This window comes from Dyadobacter arcticus, from assembly GCF_011762185.1.
Classification (GTDB): domain Bacteria; phylum Bacteroidota; class Bacteroidia; order Cytophagales; family Spirosomataceae; genus Dyadobacter; species Dyadobacter arcticus.
The window spans coordinates 158,693-184,721 of sequence record NZ_JAASQJ010000005.1; the positions used below are offsets into that span (position 1 = coordinate 158,693).

Annotated in this window: 22 protein-coding genes; 8 read left to right on the forward strand and 14 right to left on the reverse strand. The window is 43.8% G+C overall.

Annotation, left to right across the window (positions count from 1 at the left end; all coding sequences use genetic code 11):
* Window positions 1-31 precede the first annotated feature (31 nt).
* Window positions 32-1,339 (forward strand): UDP-N-acetylglucosamine 1-carboxyvinyltransferase, encoded by a 1,308-nt coding sequence (gene murA, locus FHS68_RS22250; protein WP_167275124.1) that lies wholly within the window; start codon window positions 32-34, stop codon window positions 1,337-1,339.
* Window positions 1,340-1,398: 59 nt separating this feature from the next.
* On the opposite strand, the gene FHS68_RS22255 is transcribed toward murA, so the two are convergent.
* A complete protein-coding gene (locus FHS68_RS22255) occupies window positions 1,399-1,704 on the reverse strand; it encodes a hypothetical protein (protein ID WP_167275126.1) in 306 nt (101 codons plus the stop codon).
* Window positions 1,705-1,800: 96 nt separating this feature from the next.
* On the opposite strand from FHS68_RS22255, the gene FHS68_RS22260 reads away from it, so the two are divergent.
* Window positions 1,801-3,126, forward strand: a complete 1,326-nt coding sequence (locus FHS68_RS22260) for a cryptochrome/photolyase family protein (RefSeq protein ID WP_167275128.1) — start codon at window positions 1,801-1,803, stop codon at window positions 3,124-3,126.
* A 2-nt stretch (window positions 3,127-3,128) separates the two neighbouring features.
* Here FHS68_RS22260 and FHS68_RS22265 read toward each other — a convergent pair whose 3' ends face one another.
* From FHS68_RS22265 to hisH, 13 genes are all read right to left on the reverse strand, one after another.
* Complete coding sequence (locus FHS68_RS22265; protein ID WP_167275132.1) at window positions 3,129-4,409, reverse strand: M16 family metallopeptidase; 1,281 nt, start codon at window positions 4,407-4,409, stop codon at window positions 3,129-3,131.
* 78 nt (window positions 4,410-4,487) lie between these two features.
* Entirely contained in the window at window positions 4,488-5,633 is a 1,146-nt protein-coding gene (porV, locus tag FHS68_RS22270) for a type IX secretion system outer membrane channel protein PorV (protein WP_167275135.1), read from the reverse strand.
* Between the two features lie 102 nt (window positions 5,634-5,735).
* Window positions 5,736-9,116, reverse strand: coding sequence for a type IX secretion system sortase PorU (gene porU, locus FHS68_RS22275; protein WP_229212023.1), 3,381 nt, complete (start codon window positions 9,114-9,116; stop codon window positions 5,736-5,738).
* Window positions 9,094-9,708 carry a hypothetical protein gene (locus FHS68_RS22280; RefSeq protein WP_229212024.1) on the reverse strand — a complete coding sequence of 205 codons (615 nt, stop codon included), beginning with the start codon at window positions 9,706-9,708 and terminating at the stop codon, window positions 9,094-9,096. The genes porU and FHS68_RS22280 overlap by 23 nt, the downstream gene beginning before the upstream one ends.
* A 68-nt stretch (window positions 9,709-9,776) precedes the next feature.
* Window positions 9,777-9,956: a PG1828 family lipoprotein gene (locus tag FHS68_RS22285; protein ID WP_167275137.1), complete on the reverse strand. Its 180-nt coding sequence runs from the start codon at window positions 9,954-9,956 to the stop codon at window positions 9,777-9,779.
* Between the two features lie 150 nt (window positions 9,957-10,106).
* Entirely contained in the window at window positions 10,107-10,880 is a 774-nt protein-coding gene (locus FHS68_RS22290; RefSeq protein WP_167275140.1) for a phosphoglycerol geranylgeranyltransferase, read from the reverse strand.
* The gene (locus FHS68_RS22295) at window positions 10,877-11,287 is read right to left on the reverse strand and encodes a hypothetical protein (RefSeq protein ID WP_167275142.1); all 411 of its coding nucleotides are present in this window, start codon (window positions 11,285-11,287) and stop codon (window positions 10,877-10,879) included. The genes FHS68_RS22290 and FHS68_RS22295 overlap by 4 nt, the downstream gene beginning before the upstream one ends.
* 93 nt (window positions 11,288-11,380) lie before the next feature.
* Window positions 11,381-11,719 (reverse strand): phage holin family protein, encoded by a 339-nt coding sequence (locus tag FHS68_RS22300; protein ID WP_167275144.1) that lies wholly within the window; start codon window positions 11,717-11,719, stop codon window positions 11,381-11,383.
* A gap of 75 nt (window positions 11,720-11,794) precedes the next feature.
* Window positions 11,795-12,130, reverse strand: a complete 336-nt coding sequence (locus tag FHS68_RS22305; RefSeq protein WP_167275147.1) for a phage holin family protein — start codon at window positions 12,128-12,130, stop codon at window positions 11,795-11,797.
* Window positions 12,131-12,142: 12 nt separating this feature from the next.
* Window positions 12,143-12,772, reverse strand: coding sequence for a bifunctional phosphoribosyl-AMP cyclohydrolase/phosphoribosyl-ATP diphosphatase HisIE (gene hisIE, locus FHS68_RS22310; RefSeq protein WP_167275149.1), 630 nt, complete (start codon window positions 12,770-12,772; stop codon window positions 12,143-12,145).
* A 42-nt stretch (window positions 12,773-12,814) separates the two neighbouring features.
* Window positions 12,815-13,588, reverse strand: a complete 774-nt coding sequence (gene hisF / locus FHS68_RS22315) for an imidazole glycerol phosphate synthase subunit HisF (RefSeq protein ID WP_167275153.1) — start codon at window positions 13,586-13,588, stop codon at window positions 12,815-12,817.
* Window positions 13,589-13,591: 3 nt separating this feature from the next.
* A complete protein-coding gene (gene hisA / locus FHS68_RS22320) occupies window positions 13,592-14,314 on the reverse strand; it encodes a 1-(5-phosphoribosyl)-5-[(5-phosphoribosylamino)methylideneamino]imidazole-4-carboxamide isomerase (RefSeq protein WP_167275156.1) in 723 nt (240 codons plus the stop codon).
* A gap of 20 nt (window positions 14,315-14,334) precedes the next feature.
* Complete coding sequence (gene hisH, locus FHS68_RS22325; protein WP_167275159.1) at window positions 14,335-14,922, reverse strand: imidazole glycerol phosphate synthase subunit HisH; 588 nt, start codon at window positions 14,920-14,922, stop codon at window positions 14,335-14,337.
* Between the two features lie 285 nt (window positions 14,923-15,207).
* Between hisH and FHS68_RS22330 the strand changes: the two genes are divergently transcribed.
* From FHS68_RS22330 to FHS68_RS22355, 6 genes are all read left to right on the forward strand, one after another.
* The gene (locus FHS68_RS22330; protein ID WP_167275162.1) at window positions 15,208-16,698 is read left to right on the forward strand and encodes a M14 family zinc carboxypeptidase; all 1,491 of its coding nucleotides are present in this window, start codon (window positions 15,208-15,210) and stop codon (window positions 16,696-16,698) included.
* 112 nt (window positions 16,699-16,810) lie between these two features.
* The gene (locus FHS68_RS22335) at window positions 16,811-19,702 is read left to right on the forward strand and encodes a TonB-dependent receptor (RefSeq protein ID WP_167275845.1); all 2,892 of its coding nucleotides are present in this window, start codon (window positions 16,811-16,813) and stop codon (window positions 19,700-19,702) included.
* A gap of 81 nt (window positions 19,703-19,783) precedes the next feature.
* Window positions 19,784-21,451 (forward strand): beta-helix domain-containing protein, encoded by a 1,668-nt coding sequence (locus tag FHS68_RS22340; protein WP_167275165.1) that lies wholly within the window; start codon window positions 19,784-19,786, stop codon window positions 21,449-21,451.
* Between the two features lie 164 nt (window positions 21,452-21,615).
* Window positions 21,616-22,254 (forward strand): HupE/UreJ family protein, encoded by a 639-nt coding sequence (locus FHS68_RS22345; RefSeq protein WP_167275168.1) that lies wholly within the window; start codon window positions 21,616-21,618, stop codon window positions 22,252-22,254.
* Window positions 22,255-22,285: 31 nt separating this feature from the next.
* On the forward strand, window positions 22,286-24,667 hold the full coding sequence (locus tag FHS68_RS22350) for a M1 family metallopeptidase (protein ID WP_167275170.1): 2,382 nt from the start codon (window positions 22,286-22,288) through the stop codon (window positions 24,665-24,667).
* Window positions 24,668-24,859: 192 nt separating this feature from the next.
* Window positions 24,860-26,014 (forward strand): ATP-binding protein, encoded by a 1,155-nt coding sequence (locus FHS68_RS22355; RefSeq protein WP_167275173.1) that lies wholly within the window; start codon window positions 24,860-24,862, stop codon window positions 26,012-26,014.
* The last annotated feature ends 15 nt before the right edge of the window (window positions 26,015-26,029 follow it).

Sequence of the window (26,029 nt, forward strand, 5' to 3'; positions counted from 1 at the left end):
CCGGGTTTGAGTCAACTGCCCAACACCTTATATGGCTTCATTTAAAATAACCGGGGACAAACGTCTCAACGGTGAAATTGTACCACAAGGCGCTAAAAACGAAGCCTTGCAAATAATATGTGCGGTGCTCCTGACCAAAGAGGCCGTCACCATCCATAACATTCCTGATATCCGCGATGTAAACCAACTGATTAACCTTTTGGGCGATCTGGGTGTCCGCCGGACGCGTTTAAGCGAAAGCGCTATTCGGTTTGAAGCGAGCGAAATCAACCTGGATTACATCGAATCGGATTCATTCAAGCAAAAAGCGGCAGCTTTACGCGGTTCTGTTATGTTACTTGGCCCAATGCTGGCCCGATTCCGCAAAGGCAGGATACCACGCCCAGGTGGAGACAAAATCGGCCGAAGGAGACTCGACACCCATTTTCTTGGTTTCGAAAAATTAGGTGCGACATTCAGCTACGATGAGGAGGATGGAGGCTTTTACAAAGTAGATGCCGCCAATCTAAGAGGTACGTATATGCTACTGGACGAAGCGTCGGTGACAGGAACTGCTAATGTGTTGATGGCGGCGGTTATGGCCGAAGGTATCACTACGATTTATAATGCAGCTTGCGAGCCATATTTACAGCAATTATGCAAGATGCTAAACAGGATGGGTGCTAAGATTTCCGGAATTGCTTCCAACCTTCTGGTGGTAGAAGGTGTGAGCGAGCTGCACGGAACAGACCATACGATGCTTCCCGACATGATAGAGATTGGTAGTTTCATCGGTCTGGCGGCTATGACCCAATCCGAAATTACCATCAAAAATTGCCAGATACCTCAATTGGGTATTATTCCGGATGTCTTCCAAAGACTTGGTATAAAAATGGAATTTCGTGGGGATGATATTTTTATACCCGCACAGGAACATTACCGCATAGAAAATTATCTGGATGGCTCTACACTTTCGGTTGCTGATGCGCCGTGGCCAGGTTTCACGCCCGACTTGCTGAGTATTATCCTGGTTACCGCAACGCAAGCGCAGGGAACCGTTCTGGTCCATCAGAAAATGTTTGAGAGCCGGTTATTTTTTGTAGATAAACTCATTGAAATGGGTGCGCAGATTATTCTTTGCGATCCGCACAGGGCAACTGTAATCGGCCACAACCGGGAAACTCAGCTTCGTGGCATCCGGATGACATCTCCGGATATACGTGCAGGTGTAGCGCTCCTTATTGCAGCCATGTCAGCGAGAGGAGTAAGTATCATCGACAACATTGAGCAAATTGACCGCGGCTATCAAAATATTGATACGCGTCTAAATGCAATCGGCGCCGAGATCGTGAGATTGTAAATGTCGCCCTTCCTTTTAGATTCAAAATTTCAACCTTTCTGAATTCGACTGGGTGGCTTTCACTCCTGATCGCTAACAAACCGGTATTCCACCAGTGTGCGGCAGTAGGAATTCACTTTTGTGGAAAATGTGCCCATACTTTTGTTAAAGTCATCATACTTATTATCACTGACAACCATTTTGCCAGCCTCGACCCGAAAAGTATCGTTATAATTATTATTCAGATCATAGCCGCAGACTTTGATATCGAAGCCGTCCAGGTTTTTCCAGTTGAAAAGCTGCTTCCATTCCTGCTTATCTGTACTTTTTTGCCCCATCACCGTCTCGTAAATCAGGCTGAACAGGACTATTAATTGTATTTTCATGATTATGGTTTGGGTAAACCGCAAACTGTGGTCGGATTTTTGTCCTTTGAATAATTCGAGACATTATGAGAGTGGATATACTTACGCAAGACATTCATGAGCTTAATAGCCAAAGAGAAAATAGCCATATTCTGGTTTAGAAGGGATTTGAGATTGCAGGACAATGCGGGTTTGTATTATGCGTTGCGCTCGGGATACCCGGTAGTCCCGTTGTTCATTTTTGACCGCAACATCCTCGATGACCTCGATAAAAAGGATGATCGCCTTACTTTCATTTATAATGCCCTGGAAAGCATTCGCAAGGAATTGATTTCAGTTGAGGCTGACATCCTGATCGAATACGGCTTTCCTGAAAGAATCTGGCGAGAACTGAGCGATGAATATGACATTGCCGAAGTATATACCAATACGGATTATGAGCCCTACGCGACAGAAAGAGACCGGAACATTTTTAAAATAGTAAACGAGAGAAAGACGCTTTTTAAAAGCTGCAAGGATCAGGTCATCTTTGAAAAAAAAGAAATTCTGTCGGGCCAGAACTCGCCGTATACTGTTTTCACCCCATATAGCAGGGCATGGAGAGATAAAAGCAATGAATTCTTCTTATCGTCTTACCCTACTCAAAAATATTCTAAAAATTTCCTAAAATGGAAAGCATCTAACATTCCTTCATTGAAAGACATGGGTTTTGAGGCCTCTGACTATGCTTTTCCGGCGGATGAGGTGGAAACCGCTTTGTTGAAAAACTACCGGGCAAAAAGGGATTTTCCGGCTGATCAGGCTACAAGCAGAATTGGTGTTCACTTGCGTTTCGGGACGGTCAGTATTCGTGAACTGGCAAGAAAAGCAAAAGAAAATAGCGATATATTCCTCAACGAACTGATATGGAGGGACTTTTATCAGCAGATACTTTGGAATTTTCCGGAAGTAGGAAAGGGTAAAGCATTCCGAAGTGCATATGATAATATCAATTGGCGCTATGATAAGGATGACTTCAAAAAATGGTGCGAAGGAAAAACAGGGTATCCACTGGTCGACGCAGGAATGCGACAATTAAATAGCATTGGTTTTATGCATAACCGGGTGCGAATGGTCACAGCAAGCTTTTTATCCAAACATTTACTCATTGATTGGCGCTGGGGGGAGGCTTATTTTGCTGAGAAGCTTTTGGATTTCGATCTGGCCGCAAACAATGGTGGCTGGCAATGGGCGGCAGGATCTGGGACTGATGCTGCTCCCTACTTCCGGATTTTCAGCCCGATGGCGCAGGCCGAAAGGTTCGATCCAAAACAGGAATACATCAAGAAATGGATACCCGAATTTGGGACCGAAGACTACCCCGAACCAATGGTAGATCATAAATTGGCACGTGAACGCTGCCTAATTGCATATAAGCAAGCCCTAGACAAAGCCGGGCAGTAAATTTATTTACCTCCCGCGATAACTGTCAGCATATCCTCGGGTTGCAGATACCTCTTGGCCATCAACAGTACATCTTCACTAGTTGTGGCGTGGATATTGTCGATGTAATGGTTGTAAAAATCAGCAGGCAGGCCATCTAGTAAGAGCACTTTCTGACGGTCGGCGACTTCAAATGCCGTATTCAGTGATCCTGCAAACTCTCCGGCCATAAAATTTTTGACTGTTGTGAGTTCTTCTTCGGTCACCAGTTCATTTTGCAGCTTATGGATTTCCTTTTTGATTTCGCCAATGGTTTGCTGGGTAAACTCCTTCTTAACGTCGGTTCCAATCATGAAGTAACCTTCGTTGCGAAGCGTTACCAGATAAGAGGAAATGCCATAAGTCAGTCCTTTCTCTTCCCTGATATTTTTCATTAGCCTTGACCCAAAATAGCCGCCCAATATCTCGTTGGTTACCAACATTTTGAAATAATCTTCGTGATGCCGATTGAAAAGGATTCGTCCCATCCGGATAGAAGACTGTACACTTTCAGGTTTTTCAACCAACGCTTCCGTATTCTGGTAAGAGACTGACGGCGCAAAGATTCCATTGTAGGCATCAATAGTGTATTGACTTCTGCCAAGCGTCTCATTCACAACTCGCACGTCTGATTCAGCAACCTGCCCTGCCAGCACAACCGTAAACCTACCACTCTTTACAAATCGGTTGTAATGTTCCAGGATGGAATCAATGGATAACTTTGTAATGTTAATTTCATCCTGACTCTGACCATAGGGATGATCAATGCCGAATAATTTTTCTCTGAACTCCGTCGTCGCGAGATATGCGTTTTTCTCTTTATTTACTTTTAAGTTTTGAATAGTGATGTTTCTTAATTCCTGTAATTCTTTTTCGGGAAAAGAAGCATCACTAATCAGCTGGCTTACCAATGACAAAACCTCCGGTAGAAACCGCGAAAGGCAATAAACGACAACTCCTATACGATCGGCTGTATGTGTCATTTCTGTAAATGCTCCAAGCCTGTCAAACGACTCACTAATTTCCTGTGAGGTCATATTAACCGTTCCTTCTGACAGCATTTTGATCGCAAAATAAGATGCTCCAATGTGTTTCTCATACCAGCTCCCAGCCTCAAAAATGCACTCCAAACGGATTACGGGTTGCTCACCAATGTTGATCACATGTAATGCAATACCATTATCGAGGTTGTAAGTCTTAGGTTCTGGTAGGTTTACTGAATTGATTACTTTAAAATCAGGGGCTATGGTGCGGTCGAGTGACATGCGGAAGGTTGAGTATAAAAAAACGAATGACGTCGCAATAACGCCATTCGTTCGGAAAAAATAATTTTCTTATTTCAGTTAATTTTCTGTATCACTAACGTCCAGTTTTTCGGCTTTATTCAAGCCAAGTGAAAGCGTGATACGAAGTGTTTGTGCCAAAGGGCTGCCCTGAGTAATTGGGAATAGATACGCAAAATCGACAGAATATTTGTCCATAAATCTTGCTCCAGCACCAGCGGTGAAAAACCTGCGATCTCCTTTATTCTTGTTTTCTCCGTAATAACCAGCCCGTAAAGCAAAGATATTGTTGTACCAGTATTCTAATCCGGCTGCAATGGCCACTTCCTGCATTTCCTCTTTAAATCCATCAGGTGCATCAGAGAATGACCCAAATATGCCTTGTAGAAGAGGTTTTGAATTAATATTAGTTATTCCGTCCGGAGTTGGAACCATCAGCTTATTCGCGTCAACGATAAAATTGAACCGGTTTCTTCCGTCTCCCGTGAATGAAAGACCGGCACCAAGTTTGAGGTTAGTCGGTATAAAATTTTCAGTTTCGGTTCCCGAACCATAGTTAATCTTACCACCAAGATTTGAAAGTACTGCACCAAGAGACCAGGTAAATTCGCCACCTGTTTCTTCATTTTTGATTTCCTTGCGGTAGTAAGCGCTGATATCACCTGCCGCTACGCGCGCCGGACTCAATGACACGCCATTAATTACGGCCGTTCCTGCCAGGTTTGAGGAAATATATTTTAATGTTAGTCCCATTGAAAAGTTTCTTCCCAACTGACGTGAGTATGTCCCGTTTAATGCAACTTCTCTTGAATTGAAATAGCCCATTTGCGTTCCCACAGCATCGCGCAAATCAAGTTCACCGTTATTGAAATAATTTGCGGAGAAGGCTACGGCTTGTCTATCGCCCAATTTTTTGTAAACCGACAAATACCCGAGCCACATATCGTCAACCAAATTTCTAAGCCAGGGCGTGTAAGAAGCTGAAACACCGAAATCCCTCGTGTTATAAGGAAGCTTGGCAGCATTCCAGTAAGTTGAATTAGCATCCGGACTTAATGCTACACCTGCTTCCCCCATCCCGGCACTTCGGGCATCAGGGGCAAAAGTTAAAAAAGATAGTGGTGAGGCTGGAATTCTACTTTGCGCCAAAAGTGTGCCTGAAGATAAAATGAATAGTGAGGATAATGCACCAAAAAAAAGTCTCATAGAAATTGGATTTGCGATAGGAAGCTTTGATTCAGCCTCTTTAAAGGGTCAAAAATACGATGAAAGATAGTTATTACTAAAAAAATGATAAGTTTTATTCAATTATGGAGAGCTGATAAGCTTTCCTGATCTTTGGTCAGTACTATTATCTTTTAAGGAGCGAATCAGCATTTGATACAAAATCATTGTATTTGGCTGGATTCTTTTTCCAAGGTTGCTCAAATTCAATGTTTCCCTGATGGTCGCCTCGCTGTTGTAATATTGCCAATGAAATCCTTCCAAATGCTGCCCTGTTGAAAGCAAAAAATGAAGCGTAACTTCCAGATCTTCATTTATCCTGTTGTGATCCATTTCAAATGAAAGGTCTTTGTGAAAAGGATTTGGATAAACATTCAGTCTGGTAACTTTAATGCCATCTGCCGCTTCCACTAGAAATCCGAACGCTATTTCGGAAAAGTTAGTATAAGTATCCCATACTTTTGCACGCAACACATATTTACCGGTCGGCAAATTATCCATCGGATATCGGATCATCCCTGATCTGTAATCATCCTGATCAGCGATAAAATAATCATTCAGACCAATCGTCAGCGTATCGTTGATGACCAGGGTAATGTCGTGTCCGGTGCCGGTTTTAGATATATTTATGCCATTTTCATCAATTACTCTTATCCACAAAATTGGAGAAGGATTTACCACATCGCCATCTCTAAACGATTGATTGTTGAGATATGCTGAAATCTCCGGCGGGGTATTATCGGTTACGGTGTTACCCCTTCCACCAATGACCAGATTCAGTTGACTACCAGCGTCCAATGTGCTATCAATATCTGTTGCATAAATACTTGCCAGCCCGGTTCCGATCCTGAGATCAATGTCTTTGGGAACAATAAATTCACAAGTGAAAATTCCTTTATTGACGGTTACATTGCCATCAAACAGCTTGCTTCGGAATTCTGAATAGCTTTCGGGGTTACCTTCATTACCGAGAGTCGGGAATGTTGTTTGTTTGTCGTAAACCGTTATTCGTGCATGACCGTCGAAAAGGCTATCCCTCAAACCGTTTAATTGATCAAAGATCTCGGCTTTCAGTACTATTTTCTGCATAGCACGCAATGTATCCGGCAGTTGTGTCCATCTTATTGCTTTTTCCCGCTGCCCCAGCTTCATGGATGGGTCGCCCAGGAGTGCGAAATTGCGGTTTAGGCTCCCTACCAGCGCACCATTTTTAGTTTTCTTGAAAAAATCACCCATGCGTTTGTCACGCCCAGGCTGGACCAAAGATTCGTAAAACGCCTTGCTTAGTGTAAAATTAGTGCTGGAATAAACAGTGCGCGTTGTACTAATGGCGCCAATAGCAGCTCCTTTTGGACTTAAAACCATAAGCTCTGCACCTGAAACGGTTCCGGGATCATCATAACGGCCAAAATCACAGGTCGCGGTGAATAGAAGCGGCATGTTATCAATACCACGGGCTGTTTGCATATCGGCCAACGTAAGGATCTGTTCCTGCGCCCAGCCACTTACCCCGCCGTGTCCCGTATAATTAAGGATCAAAGTCCCTCTCTCAATGTCTTTTCTTATTGCTTTATTTAACTCCGGGGCTTTTTCACCTTCATTGGTCGTCGCCTGCCTGAACTCATCGACAAATAAACGGGACGACATGAATTGTCCCTGCACGAGCTTGGCCAGTTCATCCGCATGCCTCTGATGAATGTTCCCGTCCCCGTCATCAGCAACGAATTTGATCACATTTTTCCAATTACCGGTCGATCGACTGGATTCGTATCGTATCAGTTTATCAACAATCGTCTTGGCCTCAAAAACCGTTTTGATGGGCAACCTGCCTACTCCAATGTCCATGGTGTGATCACCGGATAGAGATTCTAACCACTCCCCTTCTCCATTTTCCATGAACCCAAAGTAATCGTCTGAGGAATAGGTATATACCGGATTTAAAGATTCCCGACTTTCATAAACTGGTATCCAGTTATTGCGCTGCTCCTGGCTCTGATTTTTCCATTTGTTGCGGTAGTCATAAGTAGCATCTCCAAAAAGAAGCAGATACTTAAGTTTCCCGGGGGTTTTGTTGTAAAGCATTCGAGCGAAATCCCGGATTGAAGTGAGATCCGGTTTTCCGGAAGCAAATTCATTATAAATCTGCTCGCTGGTAACCACAAGTGTTTGAAGATTGTCCTGTGTTTCCCTGAAAGCCGCAAGTCGTCTTGCTTCGCTTTCCCAGGTTTTGGGCGTGACGATCAATAAGTCTGGCGCTTCCTGAGATGTGATATCCTGATTGGCGATTCTTCGGCCAGAAGTCGGCTCATAGGCCTCATTAGTTTTGAAACCAATGTATTTACTCAGTTTCCTGGCTTCGTCAGTCGCGAATGAAAAGTTACCTGTCGTATTTAGGATTATTGAAGGCCTTTGTGCATTGGTAACATTCCACAGATTCCAGTCATTGCCACCATTTTTGAATTGATATTGACCCTTGTCGAATTTCTCAGGCAGAAAATAATATAGCTGTTGCTTTTCATAAATGGCTAGCTCCCTTTGCACTTGCAACGCAACATAATTAAGGTATGCCTGTGCTGATCCTTGCCCGCTTTTATTGTAAGCAATGTTGATCTTAAAAGATGCTGGCGCAGGTGAAACCGCTTTTTGATAAAACGTAGCATCAGACCGAAGTGCCTTTACATCATAGGTTCCGCTGCTAACCGTCCCGATTGGGCTTTCTCCTACCACATTGCCATTGAGCTGCCAGACAAACTTAGTGGCAATCTGTGCAGCGCCGATCGCAGAAGTCCTGACGATTATTTCCGATTCAGGAATTACGCCGGGTATGTCAGCATTGATCGTCAATGGTGCGCCGCCGAGATATTCCCCAAACCATTCCCGGCCAGATTTGAGCAAATTTGAGGATTCCGATTCATGGTACCAATAGTCTGTGAAATGATCGATTACTTTGGCATTTTCCCCAGCAATTTCGGGCGCATTTTTAACCCTTAATCCTGGCCCCTGATTAAAAGTAAGAAAGTAGAAACTGGTGTCGGAATAGCAGTTGATTTGGTGTTGTAACTCTGCCTTTAAAGAATCAAACAAAATTACGTGGGGTCCTTCTGCATAAAAAAATATGGCATCTGTGCTGTTCAGCTTGCTGTCTTCTTGACCCTGTACCCAGATGGCATTCTCGGTCAAGGCATTCTTTTGATCTGCAACGTTTAACTGAGGCAGCATGGCGCCGCCGTTACCATATATCTGTAACTGATTGGGAATTATCTTATTGGGATCGACACCCATTTTACGCAAAAATGAGGGATCGATTTTATGAATACCTGTCCGGGTTACTGCAAGCTTATACCATTCACCCGTTGACAGCACCGATTTCTGAGCTAGCAAAGCAAAATTGAGTAGAACTGCCAGACAGGTAAATACCATCCGGAACTTCAATTTCTGTACTTCAACATGCTTCAACCAATGCATGGGCTGGAATTGTGTAAAGTCGCTGCGAAGCCTTGTCCGTGCAAAGTACTCGGGTCCTCCGCATAGTACCGCGGGTAAACGTCCTGTTTTGAAAAACGAAGTTCGATCCTTCATTCAATTGCATCAGGGCAATTCTTCCCATTTGTAAAGCCTGTTCATCATACTGCCGGATCGCATTAAAAAGTAACAAATCGCTTCCGGTAGATGCAGCAGGGTTTTGAGCATAACGAAGCAACGGGGAAAGTATATCTTCCGGAAAAATACTTTCTGTCATCATTGGAAGTAACAGCGTCCGAAATTCTTGTTTCCACTCGGCGCCATGCGGTGCTATGCGTTTTTTTAACCGTCCTTTATATTTATAGTGCACCACACAGTGCGCAACTTCGTGTAAGTAGGTAATCAGGAAGTTGTAGTGATTCAAATTGACGTTGACAGTAATTCTTGGTGTGAAACCTGGCCTTGCTGTGAAATCACCAAGCCGGGTCCTGCGAGGGCGTGAGAGAAAGAATTCGAACTTATGATTATGATATAACTCTTCACAATATGAGCTTGCCAGCGCAGGTACATGCATGGCGAAGGATATGTTTTTCATCCCTTAAATAAAAAAAGAAAAGCCCTATTTTCATAGAGCTTTTCAAGATTTTCGACTTGTACGCCTGATTACTTAACAGTGTCAGAAGACATTGTATCAGTAGCCATTGTATCAACAGCAGTTGTATCAACCATAGGAGTTTCAACAGTTACAGCAGTTGTGTCAGCAGATTCATCAGCTGGTTTGCTAGTACAAGCAGCGAAAGTTACCATCCCGGCAACGAACGCTAAAGCAAAGATTTTTTTCATTTCTTGGGTGTAATTAAGGTTCGATGTAAAGGTAAGTCGAACAGTTGCAATATTCCTAAATTTTGAGTTTGTATTTTTCCAAGAACTTAAAATTTCCTTAGAAAATATTCTAAACACTTCCTAAAGTCCTATTAATTCTGCTACGTTTCCTTAAACACGTTCCAATTTCCTGTTAAACGCTTTCACACAGGCAGCTATCTCCGGGAGAAGATCTGGATTTTGTTCAATTCCGTTACCCACAACAATCACATCGGCACCCGCCTTTAATGCATTATCCGCCTTTTCGTAAGAATCGATGCCTCCTCCTACAATAATAGGCGTATCCACTGTTGCCCGTACTGCGGCAATCGTTTCAGCAGTTACCGGGAACTGTGCGCCGCTGCCAGCGTCCAGAAAAATGTTTCTTAAACCTAGATATTCTCCCGCAAGGGCAGTACAAGCTACAATTCCAGGCTTGTCCCTTGGAAGGGGTATGGTGTTGCTTATGTAGGAAACTGTTGTCAGTTTCCCGCTTTCTATTAATAGATAACCTGTAGGTAATACTTCAATGCCGCTGCGTTTTAACAATGGAGCGGCGATCACATGCTGGCCAATCAGCAACTCTGCGTTGCGTCCGGAAATTAATGAAAGTAAAAGGATTGCGTCGGCAGATGGCTCAATGTGAACACTGCTTCCGGGGAAAAGGATAGCAGGAATACTGGTATGCTCGTGAATTGCGGCAATCAATTGATCGATCGCGTAATTGGTAATAAGGCTTCCTCCCACAAAAAAGAAGTCAACACCTTGCCCTTCCGCATATGTGAGGAACTGGGGAAAGGTAGAAAAATTAACTTTATCAGGATCTAAGAGAACAGCAAACGATTTCCTTTTTTCCTTTTTTCGAGTAGAAAGGAGGTCTGCGATTTGATGATTCGCTGCTTTCATTCAGTTTTTTGTTCGTCTTCAATGACATGCTTAAGTTTCTTTCTAGCCCATCCCACGGCCAATGTCCAGGCTAAACTTTGAACCGCCTGTCCAACTGTCGACTGGCTTTTCTTTTTTGAAACTTTACTCTTCTCAACCAAAACTAATTCTTCTGGCGGCTCTGGTTTCACTTTTGCCTTTTTATTTTTTGGTAAAAAAGCATTCATTACCAGGAAAGTGGTTGCTACAACTCCTCCTATCACCAATGCTTTCTTTCCATATCCGGTAGCTTCTGTTTTAAGGTCAGTCCATTGGTTGTCAAGCTTATCGCGGTAAATTTCTGCATCAAGTAATAAGCCTTGCTTATCTTTATCCGTATCAGAAGAAAACGGTTTTATTTTTACCGAAGAGTCTATTGGCACATTCATTTTGTCCCTGTTTACTAGTGGTTTATAAAATTTTGAAAGGAATTTTAAATAGTGACGCAGGCGATTTATTCCCAAATTAAGCCATCCTAAGTATTATTCCTCCTTATCTCCTGCAAATCGAACAATAATCTTGCGAATTAGGGTGATCAGCTTTTCCTTAAAGACGATCCAAAGGATCAGCTTTAATACGAAAATACCCAACAATATAAGATATCCTAAATAATCACTATCAAGCCATTTATTGAGGAAAGTCCCCACCAAAATGACGATCAAAATCAATATCGTCAGCGCAATACATAACACCAGGGCGGCATAAATGGCCATGACCACTACGCGTTCAATCTTATCTCTGGTTTCGATTTTAAACAGATCGATCCTTGTCTCGAAATATTTAAAAAGTGTGTCTTTGATATCCTCTAATTGACTTAGCATAGTAGTAGTTGTCAGAACATGTGCATGAACATTATAGCCTTTTGCAGGCCACCTGATTTTCAGGCCGCTTTAACACTAATCCAAAAACATACCAAGGATAGCCGACACGACCGAAACCACAAGACTGAATAATAAGGCGGAAATAAAATTGCTTATCGCAAATCCATCAACCAGATACGTAGCCAGATAAATGACCAACACATTTATAACAAAATAAAACAGACCTAACGTGAGGATTGTAATCGGCAGGGCTAAAATCTGAAGTATAGGTTTAAGAAACGTGTTCAGAATTCCCAATACGATCGCGGCAACGAAGGCTGAACCAACGCTGGAAACTACAACTCCCGGCACAAAATAACCGGCGGCCAGAATTGCCAAAGTACTGATTACAAGACGTAGGAGTAATTTCATGCGGTATCTTTTTTATTGGTGACGGCTACGAAGTACGTCAATTACCTCGTCTAAGTCAATGTTTTTTTGTTCCAGAAGGATCAAAAGGTGGAACAATAAATCCGAAACTTCATTCTTAAAAAGGTCACTATCATCGTCTTTTGCCTCAATCACTACCTCCACCGCTTCTTCACCAACCTTCTGCGCAATCTTGTTAATTCCCTTCTGAAAAAGGCTGCTGGTATACGATTCTTCGGTAGGATTTAATTTTCTTTCCCTGATCACTTTTTTCTGAAGGTAATTGAGAAAATCGGCTTCCCCGATCCGCGCATGCTGACTATTTTTTTCCCCAAAACATGTATCTGCTCCCGTATGGCATACAGGGCCTGCCGGTGTGGCTTTAATGAGCACTGTATCACCATCGCAATCGGCAATTATCTCGTTTACAAAAAGAAAGTTGCCGGAAGTTTCACCCTTGGTCCAAAGCCGCTGTTTGCTCCTGCTGAAAAAAGTAACGGTTCCCTCTTTTTTTGTTCTTTCCAATGCCTCAGAATTCATATAGCCCAGCATCAGCACCTTATCTGTATGCAGGTCCTGGACAATTACTGGTACAAGCCCGTCGGCCGATTTGTCAAAATCAATGGTTGAATAGGTTTCGCTCATTTACGTCTGTCGGTTAAATTTTATGATGCACGCCGGGAAGCTCTATCGGGTCATCCGGATCGGCAAATCTTTATAATTAAGGAATGCTTTCAAATCAGGTATATCAATTTCCCTAAAATGGAAAATGCTGGCTGCTAACCCTGCATCGGCTTTTCCGGTGGTAAAAACGTTATAGAAATGTTCCATGGTACCTGCACCACCCGATGCGATCACCGGGATACTTGCATTTCCAGAGATGGTTGCAGTCAGTTCAAGCGCAAAGCCGCTTTTCGTACCATCCGTGTCCATAGATGTAAGTAATATTTCCCCTGCACCGCGTTCTTCCACCTCTTTTGCCCAGGGTATTGTTCGAATTTCGGTGGGTTTCCAGCCCCCATGTGTGTGCACGACATGTTCCTGACTGTTCTCCGTTGCAATGTAACGCGTATCGATCGCTACAACAATGCATTGGCTGCCAAATTCAAGCGCAAGCTCATTGATCAGGTCCGGATTTCTTACAGCCGCCGAATTGATGGAAACTTTGTCCGCACCGGCAAGAAGCAATGCAGAAACATCAGCAATGGACGAAATTCCGCCTCCTACCGTAAACGGAATATTAACCGTTTGCGCCACTCGCCGAACAAGGTCAATAAAGGTTGAACGACCGTCAATTGTCGCAGTGATATCTAAATAAACCAGCTCGTCCGCTCCCTGAGCAGCATACAATGCGCCCAGCTCCACTGCATCGCCTGCATCTCTGAGATTCACAAAATTGACTCCTTTCACAGTCCTGCCATCTTTTACATCCAGACAGGGGATGATTCGTTTTGTGAGCATATCCTAAGCAGAAAAACGCTGTAATTCGGCGAGGGTGATCCTGCTTTCGTAGATCGCCTTGCCAATAATCACACCATAAATGTTCATTTCAGCCAGTTTTTCTACGTCTTTCATCCCACTGATCCCTCCGCTGGCAATAATTTTCAGGTCAGGGCACTTATCCTGAATATTTTTATAAAGATCAAATGAGGGTCCCTTAAGAAGCCCGTCCTTGGCAACATCTGTACTGATCGTATATTTTACGCCTTTTTCAACATACTCTTCAACAAAATCATAAACCCAAATCTGCGTCCCTTCTTCCCAGCCACTTACTGCTATCTTTTCATTTTTTGCGTCAGCGCCCAGAATGATTTTTTCGCCGCCATAAACTTCAAGCCAGTTTTGAAAAATCTCCGGCTGCTTCACCGCTACACTCCCGCCCGTCACCTGTTTTGCGCCACTTTCAAAAACCGTCCGCAGGTCATCATCGGACTGTACCCCACCTCCAAAATCAATGTGCAGGGAAGTTTTTGAAGCGATTTTTTCCAATACCTTCCAATTAATCACTTTTTTGGCCTTAGCCCCATCTAGATCCACCAGATGCAATCTTTTCAATCCCGCATCTTCAAATTCCAATGCTACTTCCAGCGGGTCTTCGTTGTAGATTATTTTCTTGCCATAATCTCCCTGAGTCAGCCGGACACACTTTCCGTCGATCATATCAATGGCTGGTATTATTTCAATCATTTATTGGTGGGTTTACTAATTCAGATTTTCAAAAAGTTTTCAATGATTTTTTGCCCCACATCCCCGCTGATTTCGCAATGGAACTGGGCTGCGTAAAAATTACCTTTTTGCAACATGGCGCTGAAAGGCATTACATATTCGCAAATCGCTACCGTATAATCACAAACGGGCGGCGCAAAGCTATGCACAAAGTATACAAACGCATTGTCGGGTACACCGTAAGTGAGCGCGGACTTGTAATTGGAAATGTTGTTCCAACCCATATGCGGTACTTTCAGATTGGTATCGGAAGGAAAACGTTTTACGTCTACGTCGAAAATGCCCATGCATTCGGTACTGTTTTCTTCTGAAAACCGGCACATCAGCTGCATTCCGACGCAGGTACCAAAAACGGGCTGTTTTAATGTTGGTATCACTTTATCTAATCCTACTTTCCGCAAATAATTCATGGTCGTGCTCGCTTCACCCACGCCCGGGAAAATCACTTTGTCGGCAGACCTTATCTCAGCCTCATCGTCCGTATACAGGTATCCCGCGCCAATGCGGTCCAGCGCGTACATCACCGACTGTACATTACCTGCATTGTATTTGATAATTACGGTTTTCATTGAAATGTGATATTGAGGCACAAATAAAAAAAGCCCGATTCAAAAAAATCGGGCTTCTGGGATACTATGTATTCAACCTTATTACAACACTACTTGCAAAAACATATCATCCAAGACGTCCGAAAGCCAGATGGCAATGATGATATTGATGATATGTTTCAGCTTTAAACATGGAACAAATGTAAGCAAAAATTACAAATGAAGGATAGCCTCCTTGTAAATATTACATTAAAATTTGCTTAGAAAATTCTTGTACATTGCGATCGTAAACAGGCATTGCGACGCATGAGACCATTCATTTCACAATTATTCTTTACAATCATTACCTTGACCACCATTGAATCCCAGGCGCAGTCCGAAGAAATGGCCCGCCGGCTTTTTGATAAACACGCAACTTACCGGGAAGCTTCCCTAACCCAACGCCGGTTCAAACAAAAGGACATTCTTCCGTTGATTTCAAAGCGCCAGGACAATCCGCTTTATACCATTGAAAAAGTTGGTGAGTCGTTTGAGGGCCGGTCAATTCAGATGATCAAAGTAGGCTCGGGAAAGAAAAAGGTGTTGTTATGGAGTCAAATGCATGGTGACGAACCTACCGCCACAATGGCCAGCTTCGATATTTTCAACTTTCTGGAAGGAAAAAATGATGGCTTCGACAGCTTCCGCAAAGATCTGCTTGAAAATACGACCTTATACTTTGTCCCTATGCTCAATCCAGACGGTGCCGAACGCTACCAGCGACGGACAGCACAGGGTGTGGATATGAACCGCGATGCGGCATCCAGGCAAACACCTGAGGCTGTGATACTAAAAGAATTGGTGGATAAATTAAAACCTGATTTTGGTTTCAATCTGCATGACCAAAGCCCACGATATTCGGCGGGCCGCAGTCCGAAAGTTGCCACGATTTCGTTTCTGGCAACTTCCTATGATTATGAGCTTTCCATCAACAAAGTGCGCGAACGCTCCATGCAGCTGATCGTTGGAATGAATAACATTCTCCAAAAGTACATTCCAGGCCAGGTGGCCCGATATGCGGATGATCATGAACCGCGAGGCTTTGGTGATAATGTTCAAAAATGGGGTACAACGCTCGTCTTGATCGAATCGGGAGGCTATGTGGGCGATCCGGAGAAACAATACATCCGCCAGCTAAACTTTATGGCCATCTTATCAGCATTAGGTAAGATTTCCGACAATTCGCTGACCAAGGAAAACCGGGAGGATTACTATAAAATTCCCGAAAACGGAAGGTGGGTTTACGATCTTGTCGTCCGCAATGCTACCGTAAGACAGGCCGGCAAATCATTCACGGCCGATTTGGGCATCAATCGCAATGAGGTAAGCTATTCCAATGCCACCAAATTCTTTTATTACAGTAAAATAGAGGATTTTGGTGACCTGCATCCGCAATATGGAAGCCAGGAAGTGGATGCAGCGGGATTAACCATTGAAAAAGGGAAAGTATATCCAACCACCTACAAGAACGTCAGCGAAATCAGCAAACTCAATGTGCTGAACCTTTTGAAAGACGGTTATACGTATATACGGCTGAGCGCTGATTCAAATACCCGTGCCCTGGGGCTTTACTTTACAACATCCCCATTGCATATCCTCCGCGCTGGGCAGGCGTCTCCGTCGGGTACGCCCGGATTGGGTAGCACCGCAACATTCATTCTTAAAAAGGCTGGCAAAGTTAAATATGCGGTAATTAACGGCTTCGTGCACGATCTGGACAATTTTACAGCTGAGAAAGGACAAGGTATTGTGGAATAAGTGTCTGATAATTAAGGAAAAGTCAGTTTTAAATAACCGAGTCATAACCTAGCCTTAACATTGAGGTAACATTGGAGATCTACTTTTGTGTCGAAAAAATTGACACCGAATGATGAAAACCAAACTGTTTACTATTCTACTTTCCCTCTCAGCTGTCCTGACAGCATTCGCAGACCCAGGATCCATTCGCGGATCCATTAAAGACGCTAAAACCAAAGAAGCCCTCATCGGCGCCTCCGTCCTGATTGAAGGCACACAGATAGGTGCCGCGGCCGACATTGACGGCAATTTTGTCCTCTCCAATGTACCGGCAGGATCGCATAAAGTCATCATCACATTTGTTTCTTACAAAACAAAAGAAATCCCTAATGTAAGAGTTGAATCTGGTAATACAACGGTTATTGATACCGAACTCGACGAAGAAGGTACTGCATTACAGGAAGTTGTGGTAAGGGGCACACGTGCAACCAATACAGAGGTAGCCGTGATCAGCGAGATTAAGCAATTGAAGCCCATAGCGGTTGGTATCTCAGCCGCGCAAATCCAGAAATCACAAGATAGGGATGCTGCTGCGGCCATTCGCAGGGTTCCCGGAGTTAGCATTGTCGACAATCGATTTGTAATGATCCGTGGCCTGGGGTCACGATACAACTCTGTTTTGATCAATGATGTGATCACACCGTCCAGCGAGGTTGACACACGTGCATTCTCTTTCGACCTGGTTCCGAGCAATATCATCGACCGGATGATTGTCTACAAATCAGGGTCGGCCGAGTCTCCCGGCGATTTTGCGGGAGGTATTATAAAAATTTACACGAAACGGCGTCCTGACCAGAATTTTATGGATGCAGCTGCGACGATCGGTTATCGTGGAAATACAACCTTTCAGAACGCACAAACGCATACACGAAGCGGTGCTAACTGGCTGGGATTGTGGGGCGCTGACCAGCAGCTTTCCAGTGCATTCCCCACCAGATCAGCTGATTTTAATGTTCTTTCCGATGCTCAGCGGGCTTCTTTCGGCAGACTGTTTCCTAATACCTGGGCCCTTAAAGATCTCAATATATCGCCCGACCTGCGGTTTGCCCTAAATCTGGGCAGAAGGTTTGACATAGGAAATGTAGATGCAAGCAACATCACAAACATCAACTATTCCCTGACCAACCAACGCGCCGATATTGCATTCTCACTTTTTCAAAATGGCGTCACTGCAAACGAAGTAGCTGAAACTTACTCGGACGCCAACTTTGCCCGTCAATCCCGCATTGGCGTACTACATAACTGGACATTCCGCTTCTCGCCGGTATTCAACCTCGAATGGAAAACGTTGTTCAACCAACTCGGAAATACTGAAACGGTAGTTCGAACAGGGCAAAAGGTCGTGGATGGTTACGACGCGCTCAACTATTCCCAAAGATTTGAAAACAGGACGATCGTTACTACACAGGTTTCCGGCGACCACAAATTCGGAGAACTTACCAAATTGAACTGGATCTCCGGTTTTGGATATACTGGCCGTTGGGAGCCGGACTGGAAACGTGTCAGATTTCAGCGCGTAACAGGGTCCATGGGACCAGACGGTCAACTTTCTGCATTTACTGTCGTTACACCTACTGATCCTACTGCTGCGGAGGTTGGTCGCTTTTACTCCAAACTGGGCGAAAAAGTACTTACGCTTTCGGTTAATGGAGAACGCACCCTCGGAAATCCGACGGACCGCGAGCCTAACCGCATTCGTTTTGGCATATATGGCGAACGAAAGGACAGGGATTATTCTGCCCACTTTTATGGCTACAACAGCATCGGCAATTCCAGTGCCGTTCTAAGCCAGCCAATCGGTTCTATATTTTCGGCCCAGAACGTAAATGGAGAAATGGGCGGGCTTACGATTCGTGATGGATCAAAAGATCTTGACTCTTATCAGGGGATCAATAACTACGGAGCTGCATACCTAAGCGGTGATGTCAACTTTGGAAGCAAGGCCATTCTTACGCTTGGCTTCCGTGGGGAATACAACAATCAACAGCTCCTTTCGGTCATCGTTAATGAGGAAAGAGAGTTGGTCAATAACAAGATCTTTATCCCGCTGCCATCCGTTAACTTCACCTACAAGCTCACAGACAAGCAAAATCTAAGATTTGCTTATTCTTCAACTCTGAACAGACCAGAATTTAGAGAGCTTGCCCCGTTTGTCTATTTTGATTTCAACCTTTTGGCTGAGATCAGAGGTAACACGACACTCAAAACGGCAAGAGTGCAGAACGTGGATGTTAAATGGGAATTGTATCCTTCTCCAAACGAATTAATCTCAGTTACCGGATTTTATAAACATTTCAAAAATCCAATCGAGTCTTTCCTGCTTCCAACAGGTAGTGGCCTGGCTTACACTTTCATAAATGCAGGATCTGCTGAAAATTATGGAGTTGAATTGGAAATAAGAAAAGGCTTTGCAGGGGCATCCAGCAAATTTTTCCAAAACCTGACGTTGATCGGAAATGCCTCATTCATCAACAGTAGTATCAATCTGGGTGATTTCATTGAAGGTCCAGATTTGGGCGGGACGATTCAGAACTACGATCTGACAGGGCTTACTGATAAAAAGAGACCGATGGCAAACCAATCGCCTTTTTTGATCAATGCAGGAGTTTATTATGCCGATCCAGCCTCGGGATGGCAGTGGAATGTACTTTACAATGTGTTCGGTCAACGTATTTTCGCTGTGGGTAACCAAAACAACCCGACTGTTTATGAAATGCCCAGGAATGTGCTAGACCTGAACATCAGCAAGAGAATCAAACAGAATCTTGAAATCAGGTTGGGTATCCAGGATATCCTGAACCAGCCAGTAAGATTTGCCCAGGATTTTAACCGCGATGGTAAAATCGGCAGCGATGTAACTTCCCAGACTGCCGACGCGGATCAGGACGTGCGGAAATTTAAAAGAGGCAGCTACTTTACGATTACAGCAGCATATACCTTTGGCAGAAGAACGGTAATTCCTTGAAAATCAACAGGTAAGGCCGAATAAGAAAAGAATTTCTTCTACATTTTTCATCAATTATTTTGTAACCCAATAACAATTACTATGAATATTTTAAAAAACCGGATGTACTTTTTACTCCTTATGATGGGTCTCTTTGTAGGACTTGCTTCGTGTGATAACGATGATGAACCCACACCACCAGCAGAAGTACTGTCTGTAAAATCACTGACTCCCTCAAATGGACCGGTTGGTACGAAAGTGGTCATAACGGGTACCAAATTTGATCCTACACCAGCAAACAATACCGTCTTATTTAATACAACTCCTGCTGTGGTTACTGCTGCAACCGCTACAACTCTTGAAGTGACGGTTCCAGCGGGCGCAACTACAGGTTTGGTATCAGTGACCGTCGCTGGAACAACTGCAAAAAGTACTGGGAATTTTGACATAGCAGCCCGCGCTGTTGTGGAAAAAATGGGAACCATTGCCGCCAGCGAAACGTGGACAAAAAATAATATCTATTTGTTGAAAGGTTTTGTTACGGTTGCGTCAGGAGCTACGCTTACTATCGAGGCAGGAACGATCATAAAAGGTGGTGCACCTGCTTTGGACCCTGCGGGTTCTGCAAAGGGCGGAACGCTGATCATTGGTGCCGGAGCGAAAATAATGGCAGTCGGTACTGTTACTGAGCCTATCGTTTTCACATCAAATGCCGCGGTTGGAGCCCGTAAGTACGGCGACTGGGGTGGAGTAGTGATTATTGGAAAAGCGCCGCATAACCGTCTTGTAAGCCAAGGGTTTGAAGGTGGTATTTCCGGTCAGCTTGGTGGTGATGCTATTGCAGCAGACAATTCAGGTACGTTACAATATGTTCGTATCGAGTTTCCAGGTATCGCGCTTTCTCAAGGAAGTGAGATCAACGGATTGACGCTCTACAGTGTTGGTTCAGGTACAATAATGGACCACATTCAGGTTTCTTACGGTGGTGATGATTCCTTTGAATGGTTTGGCGGAACTGTCAATTCAAAGTACCTTGTAGCTTTCAGGGGTTTTGATGACGATTTTGATACAGACTGGGGCTTTATCGGAAAAGTACAGTACGCGTTATCCCTTCGTGATCCTTTGTTTGCCGACCAGTCAGGTTCTAATGGTTTTGAATCTGATAACTTTAACGGTACAGGTGAGCCTGCAACGGGACCAAATAACGGGTTGCCGTTAACAGCACCAGTGTTTGCGAACGTTAGTAATTTCGTGTTCAGCGGAACGCCTAGTTCGGCTATTGCATCCGGAAGCGGATCATATCAGTCAGCGATGCATCTACGCCGTAATACAGACATTACCATCTTAAACTCTCTTTTTGTCGGATACCCGGAAGGACTTCGTTTGGACGGTGCAAACACTTTGGCACATGCCACTGCAGGAACATTGGACCTAAAAGGAATAGTACTTGCTAATGTGACTACACCGCTGCGAGGCGACCGCGCCGCAACTGGTGTGACGGACGCCCAAGCAACAGCATATTTCAATGCTGCTACACGCAAGAATGTGGTAACCGATATTCCTACCTTGATGCTGAACGCAGCCAACTTTAATCTAGCTGCTCCTGCATTCTTGCCACTGGCCGCTTCACCCTTGTTGAAAGATGCGGTTTGGGAAGGTAAAGGCGCTGATGCGTTCTTTACGAAAGAACTTTTCAGAGGTGCTTTCGGTACCACTGATTGGACCACTGGCTGGACGAACTTTGATCCCCAGAATACGCCTTATAATTAATAAAAATCTTATATAATTGGTGTCAGAATTTAGAAAGGCCGGGAGCATATGCTTCCGGTCTTTTTCTTTCCATATTGTTTTCCTGCCCTGAATAGAATATCTTCGGATTCACTTACTTTGTCTTGACAATTATTTTGTCAGGATTTTTCCTTTTATTCCATTTAATGTCCGAATTCCAGGCTTACCTTCAGTTAGGATTTTCTCATATTACCGATTCCAATGGCTATGACCATATTCTTTTTATCATGGCGCTCTGTACTATATACACATTAATTAATTGGAAAAAAGTGATCGTGCTGGTAACGGCATTTACCGTGGGGCATTCCATTACACTTGCGCTGGCAACCATGGGTTACGTCGCTGTTAAACCCGATTGGATAGAGCTTTTGATTCCTGTAACCATTGTCATTACCGCATGCCTTAATTTTTTTTATAAAGAGCCAAAAAGCACATTTTCCCAAAAGAAACAACCCTCTTCGCTACGATATCCAATTGCATTATTTTTCGGCCTCGTCCATGGACTCGGTTTTTCCAATTATCTAAAGGCACTCTTGGGCAAGGAAGCCGAAATCTTTTATCCGTTGCTAGGTTTCAATATCGGCCTTGAACTAGGCCAGCTTGTTATTGTACTAATTACTTTATCCGTCGCCTTTGTACTGATCGAACTGTTGAGGATCCAAAGAACGAGTTGGATCAACATCTTATCAGGAATTATAGTCGGAATGGCGTTATCACTTATTTTGAACAACGCATTGTTTGAAACACTTACAAGCTCGCCTGCGGTAGGATCGCCTGTCAACTAGTGCCTGTCAACATCTTAATGAATAACCAACTATGAAAAAAACACTGCTCCCATTACTGATCCTGCTGATTGCCACCGCTTCGATAGCCCAGCAGATCCCAACTTCATCTAATTTCAAGTACAACGACCGTTTCGAGCAACTTGGAACAGGATTGCCAACACCCAATTCCTATCGCGCAGCCTCGGGAGCGCCAGGACGGGAATACTGGCAGCAACGCGCCGATTATGACATTAAAGCCGAGCTGGACGATGATAACCGCAGGATAATCGGGTCCGAAACCATCACTTTTTTTAACAATTCCCCGGATGACCTGAAATACATCTGGATGCAGCTGGATCAGAATCTTTTCAAGAAAGATGGTATTGGCGCCATGTCCAGGACCGGAACGATTAATAGTGAAAAGGGAATGACACCCGACCAATTGGCTGACTTGAACAACGGGCGTGGTGCCAAGCTGGATCCTAAAATTGAGTATGGATACAAGATATCGGCCGTAAAAGATAAAACCGGAAAAGCATTGACATATACCATCAATAATACCATGATGCGTATTGATCTTCCCGTGACAATGAAACCGGGAACAAATGTCGTTTTCTCGGTAGATTGGAGCTATAACATTACCGAATATTATGGCCGCAGCGGTTATGAACACTTTCCAAAAGATGGTAATGCCAATTATTTCATTGCGCATTGGTTTCCCCGTCTGGCACCTTATGACGACGTAAATGGCTGGAACCACAAGCAATTCCTGGGTCAGGGTGAGTTTGCATTGATATTTGGAAATTATAAAGTAGCCATCACGGTTCCCGCCGACCATGTCGTAGCGGCAAGTGGCGAATGTCAGAATTTTGCACAAGTTTTGACGTCCACCCAAAAGCAACGTCTGAAAAAAGCTGAAACTTCCAAAACTCCCGTCCTGATCGTAACCCAGGCAGAAGCTGAAAAAGCAGAGAAACGCGAGAATAAAACGCCCGGAAAGAAAACCTGGGTTTATAAAGCAGATAATGTGCGTGATTTTGCATTTGCAAGCAGCCGGAAATTCATTTGGGATGCTATGCAAACGGATGTTTACAAAAGCGGGCGCAAAATCTGGTGCATGTCTATTTATCCAAAAGAGGGTAACCCACTTTGGGAGCAATATTCGACCCGCGCAGTAGCCCATACCCTGAAATCTTACGGAGACCGCACTTTTGAATATCCCTATCCGGTTGCCATTTCGTGTCATGGCGTTTCAGGTGGTGGAATGGAATATCCGATGATCAGCTTCAATGGTGGCCGCCCCGAAGAGGATGGTACATATACGGAAGCTGTAAAATATGGCATGATCGGCGTGATCATTCACGAGGTAGGGCATAACTTTTTCCCAATGATCGTCAATTCCGACGAACGTCAATGGGCGTGGATGGATGAAGGGCTTAACACATTCTGCCAGTATCTTGCCGAAAAAGAATGGGACTATAACTTCCCGACCCGCCGCGGCGAGCCGAATATGATCACCCAATACATGTCTTCCGACAAATCGGTACTTACACCCATTATGGCCTCCGCAGAGAATGTGATTGGCTTGGGACCCAATGCATATGGGAAACCGGCAACTGCATTGAACATTCTTCGCGAAACCGTGATGGGTCGCGAATTGTTTGATCATGCTTTCAAAGAATATGCAACCCGATGGAAATTTAAGACCCCCACCCCGGCTGATTTCTTCCGTACCATGGAAGATGCCTCCGGCGTGGACCTGGATTGGTTCTGGAAAGGATGGTTTTATGGAACCGAACCGGTTGATCAGGATCTGGTAAGTGTAGATTGGTTTAACATTAACACCCAGAACCCCGAAATTGAAAAGGAGATCGCTCGTAAAGAAGCGGAGCGGAAACTAGGTACCATGAGCAAAATGCAGGATGCCAAAACAAAAGGCGAAACAGTTGTCGCACAGGATTCGACCATGGCCGACTTTTACAATCGCTACGATCCATTTAAGGTAACAGCCGCGGATAAGCAGAAATATGATGAATATCTGGCGACATTAAGCGAAAGTGAACGCCAGCTGATCCAGGATAACCAGAATTTTTACACTATTTCAGTCAAAAATAAAGGTGGGTTGCCAATGCCAGTCATCGTTAAAATGGGTTTTGAGGACGGCACCGATTCAGTAGCGGTCTTCCCAGCTGAAATCTGGCGTTTCAATGACCAGCAAATTAATAAAGTGATCTCGACCAGGAAGAAAGTTGTGCAGTGGACGCTGGATCCGTACATGCAAATTGCGGACATTGATACCGAGAACAATTCTTTCCCTCGTGTTGCCAAACCAACCCGTTTTCAAATTTTCAAAGATCAAACCAAAAAAGCGCCAAACCCCATGCAAGAGCAAGGCCAAGGAGCCGGTAAGATCAGCACAGATCCTAAAAATTAGCATTCAAAATTCCAATAAGTCCAATCCTTCCTGGGTCAGCATCAGGAAGGATTTTTTATGCAATTTCAAAATGAAACCTATGTAATTTCAAAATAAAGTTCATGTAATTTCAAAGTAAAGTCTATGTAATTTCAAAATAGATGTTATGTAATTTCAAAATAGGACTTATATTTGTGTGTTAAATACAAGATTATGAGCTTTGTAAGTCGACATATCGAATCAGCTATCAGGATACAAAAAGAGAAGTATCCTGTTATAGCTGTTACTGGTCCAAGACAGTCAGGTAAAACAACGCTTTTGAAAAACCTGTTTGAAGATTACCGGTATATTTCTCTTGAAAACCCAGACAACAGAGCCTTTGCAAATGAAGATCCGCTGGGGTTTCTCAGCATATATCAGGATCGCGTTATCCTTGACGAAGCACAGCAGGCTCCGGTCCTGTTTTCATATATTCAAACTCTTGTTGATCAATCCGGGAAAATGGGGCAATTTGTTCTTTCAGGCTCGCAGAATTTCCACTTATTAAGCAATATCACGCAAAGTTTGGCGGGCAGGGTCGCATTATTTAGACTCCTACCTTTCGATTTTGATGAAATGAAATCAGCGAGCCTTCTTGCAGAAAATTTTGCTGATGCGTGTATCAATGGATTTTACCCTGCTATTTATGACAGATCAATAAACCCATCGGTGTTTTACTCAAACTATCTCCAAACCTATATAGAGAGAGACGTTGCAGAATTAACTAATATTAGAGATAGCCGACAGTTTCGGACATTTCTTGGACTATGTGCAGCACGAGTCGGGCAATTATTAAATCTAAACTCCCTAGCTAATGAGTGCGGTATATCTCAGCCTACTGCAAAGGCCTGGTTAGCAACTTTGGAAAAAAGTTACATTGTATTTCAGCTGCAACCATTCTACCAAAATTTCAACAAGCGAATCATTAAAACACCGAAACTTTATTTCTATGATACAGGACTATTATGTCATGTCTTGGGGATCAGAAATACAGAAGTTCTTACGGAAAATGCGCTGAAAGGGAATATTTTTGAAAACCTGATCACAGCAGAGTTTTATAAGAAAAGTGAACATCAGTACCTGCATCGTCACTACTGGTTCTGGCGGGATTCTAATGGTCATGAGATTGACCTCTTAACCCAAAATGGCAATGTTTTTGATATTTTCGAAATCAAATCCACCCATACAATCATGACAGAGCATTTTAAAGGAATGAATTATTTTAGCGAGATGGCAGGCAGCAAAGTTGGAACAAAAACACTGATTTACGCAGGAGGTGTTGACCAGCAGCGGACACAATACAAAGTTTCTGCTTGGAGAAATATTTGAATTAATAATTATTAA